This window comes from Microcoleus sp. CAWBG640 (genome assembly GCF_020883015.1).
Classification (GTDB): domain Bacteria; phylum Cyanobacteriota; class Cyanobacteriia; order Cyanobacteriales; family Microcoleaceae; genus Microcoleus; species Microcoleus anatoxicus.
The window spans coordinates 1-6865 of record NZ_JAHRFC010000151.1 but is presented as its reverse complement, the minus strand read 5'-3'; the positions used below and the strand labels follow the sequence as shown (position 1 = coordinate 6865).

Below are 6865 nucleotides of genomic sequence, written 5' to 3'. Positions count from 1 at the left end.
CTGACAATTGCTGATGCAACTGTTGTTCGATATTTTGCTTTTCTGCTAGTTGAGAATGCAATTGGGCGATCGAGTTTTCCCGTTCTGTCAACTGTTGTTGCCAAGATTCCTGTTGCTGCAATTGCTGCTCCAAATTTTGCTTGGCGGAGGCTAATTGAGAATGCAAGGAGTTGAGGGAGTTTTCTCGTTCTGACAATTGCTGATGCAACTGTTGTTCGATATTTTGCTTTTCTGCTAGTTGAGAATGCAATTGGGCGATCGAGTTTTCTCGTTCTGTCAACTGTTGTTGTAAACTTTCGTAACTTGACTTTGGTACAGTTTCGGATAGTTGCTGTTCCAAATTTTGCTTGGCGGAGGCTAGTTGAGCATCCAATTGGGCGATCGAGTTTTCTCGTTCTGTCAACTGTTGTTGTAAAGATTCGTAACTTGACTTTGGTACAGTTTCAGCTAGTTGCTGTTCCAAATTTTGCTTGGCGGAGGCTAGTTGAGCATCCAATTGGGCGATCGAGTTTTCTCGTTCTGTCAACTGTTGTTGTAAAGATTCGTAACTTGACTTTGGTACAGTTTCAGCTAGTTGCTGTTCCAGATGTTGCTTAGCGGAGGCTAGTTGAGCATCCAATTGGGCGATCGAGTTTTCTCGTTCTGTCAACTGTTGTTGTAAACTTTCGTAACTTGCTTGCAGTGGATTTGGCTGCGTACTCGTCGGATTTTCTGCTGGAGTTTGAGCCGTTTGGGTGTCATTAATTTCCCTTACTTCGGCTGTTTCCCCTGGGGATTCGGCGACATCTACCGGAGTTTGTTCCGTTTTTTTCCAAGTTACACTAACTTTTGTCTTGTCGGTAGAAATCTCCAGAGAACCCTTGGCCAAGCGTTCTAGGAGTTCTGACCTGGATATGTCCAGCTTGCGAGCGATTGCGTTCAATCGATCGGCACTATAAGGAGTGAGCGAAAGTCCGATTTTGACTTTGCTTTCTGGATCTGAACTAGCTACATTGCGACTTTTTTTTACCATTGGCATTTTCCTCATGCCAACCTACACTAATTAGTATAGTGGCTGAAGTTTCTATTAAAATCAATTTTTGTTACTTACTAATTGTTGCAGATTCCGTTCCCAATCGAACAAAAAGCTGTGAATGTCATTTTCAGTTCCAGGATCGCCGTAGAACCGCTTCTAGATTCCTCGCCCAGAGTCTTTTACGGCACGATACCGCCATGGGCGCTGTTTAGCTTCTCAAATACTATCCAACTTTTGACACTCTGTGAGCCGATGGTCGATTTTTGATTTTCGACTTACCCCTGGGATGAATCTGGGTGCTTGTTACCAGATTTTTTGCCGTCACTGGTTTGGAGCGCGATCGACTAATACACTCTATGTGGGTGAAAGTCAAATACTCTGGGAATGCTGCTAAAACCCGAATTTGCCAAAAGTCCTTTGCTTAGGGATCGTCCATGACTAGGACGAAAAACAACAAAAGGTTAGCCGGACTGAGGAAAATCACCGCTGAGGTAAAGGGCTGTTAGGGGGATAGAGAGATTGGCTCGCCAGATCGATCGTATCACTGAGGCGATCGTCCGATCTCAAAGAGTGCGATCGGAGTCGCGGTCAACAAAAGAAGGTAATTATTTATAAAAACTTTACATAAAATCTTAGAAAATTGATACAATAATAAATAATATACCACCGCTTATTGCTATAACTTTACAATTGTGTGACCTATGACTATCAAAAATCATCAACAATACCAGCAATCCTTAGATTGGTTGCGACAATTTCAGCAGTTTATCACTGAATTCGATAGTATTGAAGCCTTAAAATCCGAAGGCAAAATCTGGAAACTGCCCAAAGAATCTTACCAGACTAAAATTGAAAAATTAAACTTAGAAATATCCGAGTATGAAAGACTGATTAATTGCGACAAAAAACAGCCCCTTCAAATCAATATTGAAAGTTTAAAAAAACTACCAGATGCTTTAATTAAAGCTCGCATCGCATCAAAAATTAGTCAAAAAGAACTGGCAGATCGACTAGAAATTGATGAAGAAATCATTAAACAGCATGAGGACACAGATTATCAATGTGCGAGTTTTCTAGAAATCATCGAAATTAGTACCGCTTTGGGCATAAAATTTGAACCGGCGGCAATCCGAGTAGATTTTGACGAAGTAACCCACATTAAACACAATGCAGAAAAATGCCCTAGGAAAATTTTTGATTCAGGAGAATATACTGACAACTCTTTACAGCGAACACTCAAAGAACTTGCAGATGTAAAGTTTGCCCTGGATCAATCCTCTATCGTCGCTATTACCGATCGCCAAGGTAAGATTACCTACATCAATGACAAGTTTTGCGAAATTTCTCAATACTCGCGAGCTGAACTATTGGGAAAAACTCACCGCATTATTAATTCAGGATATCATCCCAAAGAATTTTTTAGCGAAATGTGGCAAACTATCGCTAGTGGCGAAGTCTGGAAAGGAGAAATCAAAAACCGGGCTAAAGATGGAACTTATTATTGGGTAGACACCACCATCGTCCCTTTCCTGAATGCAGCAGGCAATCCTTATCAATATGTGGCAATTCGTAATGACATCACTCATTGTAAACAAACCAAAGAAGCACTACAATTTCTGAATGAAGAATTAGAAGCTAGAGTGGCAGCGCGGACTGCTGATTTAGAAAAGGTGCTACACAATCTCCAGCAGGCCCAAACCCGATTAGTTCAAAGTGAAAAAATGTCAAGTCTTGGACAATTGGTTGCCGGAATCGCCCATGAAATTAACAATCCAGTGAATTTCATCTACGGCAATGTCATTCATGCCACCGAATACACTCAGGAATTGTTAAGACTACTTCAGCTATATCGACTGCACGATAGAGACACCCATCCTGAAACCTGGGAAGAATCGGAAGACAGCGATATCGATTTTATGATTGAAGATTTGCCCAAAATTTTGGAATCTATGGGATTTGGGGCTAAGCGAATTCAGGGAATTGTCACATCGTTACGAACTTTTTCTCGGATGGATGAAGCCGAGATTAAGAATGTTAATATCCATGAGGGCATGGATAGCACTTTGATGATTTTGCAGAACCGTTTGAAAACTAAGTCGGAGCGGCTAAGTATTGAGGTGATTAAAGACTATGGTAATCTACCTCGGATCGAGTGTTACGCCGGACAACTAAATCAAGTGTTTATGAATATTCTGAGCAATGCCATCGATGCTTTAGAAGAGGCGTATACGAAAGTAGATAATTTCCAAGGTTGTATTACAATTCGTACCAGTTTGTGCGATCGTCAACAAGTAGTGATTGAAATTGGTGATAATGGTTTAGGAGTGCATCCATCGGTGCAGCAGCGATTATTCGATCCATTTTTTACCACAAAACCAGTGGGTAAGGGCACTGGTTTGGGATTATCCATAAGCTATCAAATAATTACTGATAGGCATAGGGGCACACTACGCTGTGAATCAGAAGTGGGCAAAGGTAGTGTGTTTATTATCACAATTCCCACTTCCCAAATAACTAAGTCGAAACTTTAATTTAATACTGCCGCGCATCAAATCCTCAATGATGGGAAATTGGAAGTTGATTCATGGAAATTTTATCCAAGAGCAACTCGAAAACCCACAATACTAGCCCTACAATCAGGTTGATATCTGAGGCGACAGGCGCTGCGACAATTGGGAGCATGATCGTTCCAAGAACCGCCTCGCAATACCCTCAGCGACTCGTCACCACGATAGTCCCAAACACGACCATCGGTAGGTGCACCATTGTAATTACTATGCCAAAAATCCGCGCACCATTCCCAAACATTTCCGTGGAAATCGTACAATCCAAAAGCATTAGGTTTAAAACTACCCACATCAGTTGTTTGAGCTCGATAAATTCCCTTCGGTGCTTCAGCATAATTAGAACTACCGTTGTAATTTGCCAAGTCAGTGGTAATCGTTTCCCCAAAGTGAAAAGCCGTCATAGTTTCCCCCCGACAAGCATATTCCCATTGGGCCTCGCTAGGTAAACGATAATTCTTACCAGTTTTCCGAGAAAGTCTAGCGCAGAACTCCACAGCCTCGTACCAAGATATATTTTCTACAGGTCGATTTACGCCTTTAAAACGGGAAGGATCGGGATTGAGGAATATTTTAATTTCCGACAGTGAAGCTACCACCGCCCACTGAGCCTGAGTGACTGGAAATTTGCCCATATAGAAAGGTGCTAAAGTCACTTGTTGCTGAGGTTTTTCATCACTATCTCCCTCATTACTTGCAGAACCTATCAGGAAATTACCGCTAGGCACTGACACCATTTCTATAACTAAGCCGCTGCCAATATTTTCTTCAAAAAAATCAGCTTTTCCCTGTTGAACATTAGTTTGATGACCTCTTTTGTCGAGGGTTAAAAACTCAAATTTAAAGGTATTTTTGGGAGAGTTGACATTGTGGTTAGCCTGGGTAACGGCGACACTGTTATTAAATTGTTCCTGTTTTTTAACCACATGGCTAGGACGTTGCGTCCTGGGAGGCTGAGGATTTTGGACAACAATTGACCCTCCTGTATTTTGTTCAGAATTGAGAGCAAGTTTACCTGCTGATAGGGACAGAGGTGGTTGGGGTGGTAAGGAATAAAGATTTAAAGCTTTGATTACTTCATCAGCAGATTGATACCTATTTATGAGATAATCTTGAATTAATTTATCTAATACTTCTACCAATTTTCGACTTAAACTTGTGTGGGGGGGTAATTTTTTTCTCCAGTTACCAATGCCTTTAGTCGGGTCATAAAGCTCATCATAACCGTCAACTTGTGGCAAACAGTTAGTTAGCAACCGCAGGCAAGTTATCCCCAAGCTGTACAAATCACTGCCCGGAAAAACTTGACCCCGCATTTGTTCCATCGGTGAGTATCCGCGAGTCCCCACTGTGGTCCCTGATTTACTCATCAGCGATCCTGTTACCTGTTTAGAAACACCGAAGTCGATCAGAACTAAATCTCCTCGCCCTCCTTTTCGGAAAACTGAATTACGCAAGGTTCTAGTTTTTGGGAGAGATGAGTTAAGGGAGCTGCGACGGCGGATGATATTCTCAAGTTTTATATCTCGGTGAATCACATTGCGATCGTGAACAAATTTAAGAACTGGTAGTAAATCTGCTAGTAACTGCCAAATTTTTTCTTCATTAAAAACGCCCTGTTGAGTTAATTCGGCGAGTAAATTTTGCCCTTCTATTAACTCTTGTACCAAATAAAGTCGCTGGTCTTGTTCAAAATAAGCAATTAATCTAGGAATTTGGGGATGTTCGCCTAGTTCGTAAAGTCGTTTTGCTTCTTGCTGAAACAGTTCTGTTGCTTTTTCAATGGCAGAGGTTCCCTGAAATTGAGGCATAAACTGCTTGATTACGCACGGGTCGTCCATGCGGTCTGTATCTACTGCTTCATAAGTTCTGCCAAATCCCCCTTCGCCCAAAAGTCGAATTACGCGGTAGCGGTTTCTGAATAAAGGTGTGAGGCCTTGAACTCCGCAACTTTGGCAAAATTTACAGTTGTCTGGATTGAAAGGATGAGAACACCTGGGGTTGGAACAGTAGAACATATCTGGGAAGAAATGATCCGATTAAGATTATGATATATCTTTTATGTGTGTTTGCCTCCTCATAGAGTTATCAAAATTATAAACAGATTTAAATAGCAGGAATCCTAGCCCGATCGGCTAATTTTCGCCACTCTCTGTGCGCCGATATTTGCCCTCGTCCTCGCTAATGGAGTGATATAAATCTCTGGATTTCTCAAAAATAGGACTGAGCCGATGGGCCTCAGTAGCATCAAGTATAAAATTAAACACTGCCGAAGGGTTTGTTAAATATTGTGAAACTGGCATAGACAGAATAGTTTGATCTAATTTGATGGCATAAAGATATTGAGTCAACCATTTCATACATATAAAAAGGCTTTTTCAAAGGGCTATGAACTCGATCGCTGGAGTCTGGCAGCACCAAAGGTGGCATTGAACTTACGGCACCAAATCGCGGCCGAAGCATAATCTTCTGAGTTGATGCTGGCAGGGAGGGCATAGCTTTGAGCACCGCTGTATGATTTGAGTGGTGCGATCGACACATAGTCACCTTTCTTGAGGGGATAGGCGGGAGGAACTGTCGAGCCAATGACATCGGGGGATTTGTGTAAAATTACGACTAAATCAGGACCAGAGGTTGAGGTTTGAAATGCTCGATCGAGTTCCAGAATGCGCTCATTCCCTTTCTGGACAATGCGGGCAGTGCCTTTGGTGGGGTGTTCGCCATCGACAAAAGTGCCAGAAGTTAGAACTTTTGCGACTTGAGCCGTTGCGGGTGATGTCGTTGGCCCAGTTGGCGTGGTTTCAGGAGTGATGGATGACGCGATCGTAGCTCGATCGCCAGGGGTTTTGATGCAGGCGATCGCGATTGTTGACACAAAGGTAAGACTAGCAAAGTTGAAATAGCGGCGTTTCATAAAAAAGGTTCCTCCTGAAAACATTAAACACCCCGAAAACCGATCGCCGTTTCCATGGCATCGCGAGGATTGGGGTTAACTAACGATCGATTTATTTTAGCCTGATATAAGTTGCCCACAAAACCAAATATCATCCCGACAAACAACAAACTTCCCCCTAAATATTGAGCGAAAGTAGGAGCTTCTCCTAAAATTAAATAACCCATAATTATAGCTGCAATGGGGTTCAATAAACTAGCTAAGTTGAGTTCCGTTGAAGTCGCATTTTTTAAACCCGCCAACCAACATAATTGACCAGTGACGACAATAACCGCGGCATAGATTATCATCCATTGCCACAGAAAAGGTGATAAGACTTCGGCAAAATGGTGA

The 6865-nt window shown here is 42.1% G+C and carries 4 protein-coding genes and 1 pseudogene; 1 reads left to right on the top strand and 4 read right to left on the bottom strand.

Going from position 1 to position 6865, the window contains the following annotated elements; genetic code table 11:
* A pseudogene (locus AAFP11_RS29210) lies at positions 1-1012 on the bottom strand (CopG family transcriptional regulator); the annotation flags it as partial.
* Positions 1013-1716: 704 nt separating this feature from the next.
* Here AAFP11_RS29210 and AAFP11_RS29205 point away from each other — a divergent pair.
* Positions 1717-3546: an ATP-binding protein gene (locus AAFP11_RS29205; RefSeq protein WP_341740165.1), complete on the top strand. Its 1830-nt coding sequence runs from the start codon at positions 1717-1719 to the stop codon at positions 3544-3546.
* A gap of 62 nt (positions 3547-3608) precedes the next feature.
* Here AAFP11_RS29205 and AAFP11_RS29200 read toward each other — a convergent pair whose 3' ends face one another.
* From AAFP11_RS29200 to AAFP11_RS29190, 3 genes are all read right to left on the bottom strand, one after another.
* Entirely contained in the window at positions 3609-5597 is a 1989-nt protein-coding gene (locus AAFP11_RS29200; protein WP_341740164.1) for a bifunctional serine/threonine-protein kinase/formylglycine-generating enzyme family protein, read from the bottom strand.
* Between the two features lie 368 nt (positions 5598-5965).
* On the bottom strand, positions 5966-6493 hold the full coding sequence (locus AAFP11_RS29195) for a DM13 domain-containing protein (RefSeq protein WP_341740163.1): 528 nt from the start codon (positions 6491-6493) through the stop codon (positions 5966-5968).
* A 23-nt stretch (positions 6494-6516) separates the two neighbouring features.
* On the bottom strand, positions 6517-6865 hold a 349-nt coding region (locus AAFP11_RS29190), incomplete at its 5' end, for a DMT family transporter (RefSeq protein ID WP_341740162.1).

Bases quoted from the DNA above. Each gene is read 5' to 3' on its own strand.
- AAFP11_RS29205 (WP_341740165.1), top strand. From the start codon at position 1,717: ATGACTATCAAAAATCATCAACAATACCAGCAATCCTTAGATTGGTTG.
- AAFP11_RS29200 (WP_341740164.1), bottom strand. From the start codon at position 5,597: ATGTTCTACTGTTCCAACCCCAGGTGTTCTCATCCTTTCAATCCAGAC.
- AAFP11_RS29195 (WP_341740163.1), bottom strand. From the start codon at position 6,493: ATGAAACGCCGCTATTTCAACTTTGCTAGTCTTACCTTTGTGTCAACA.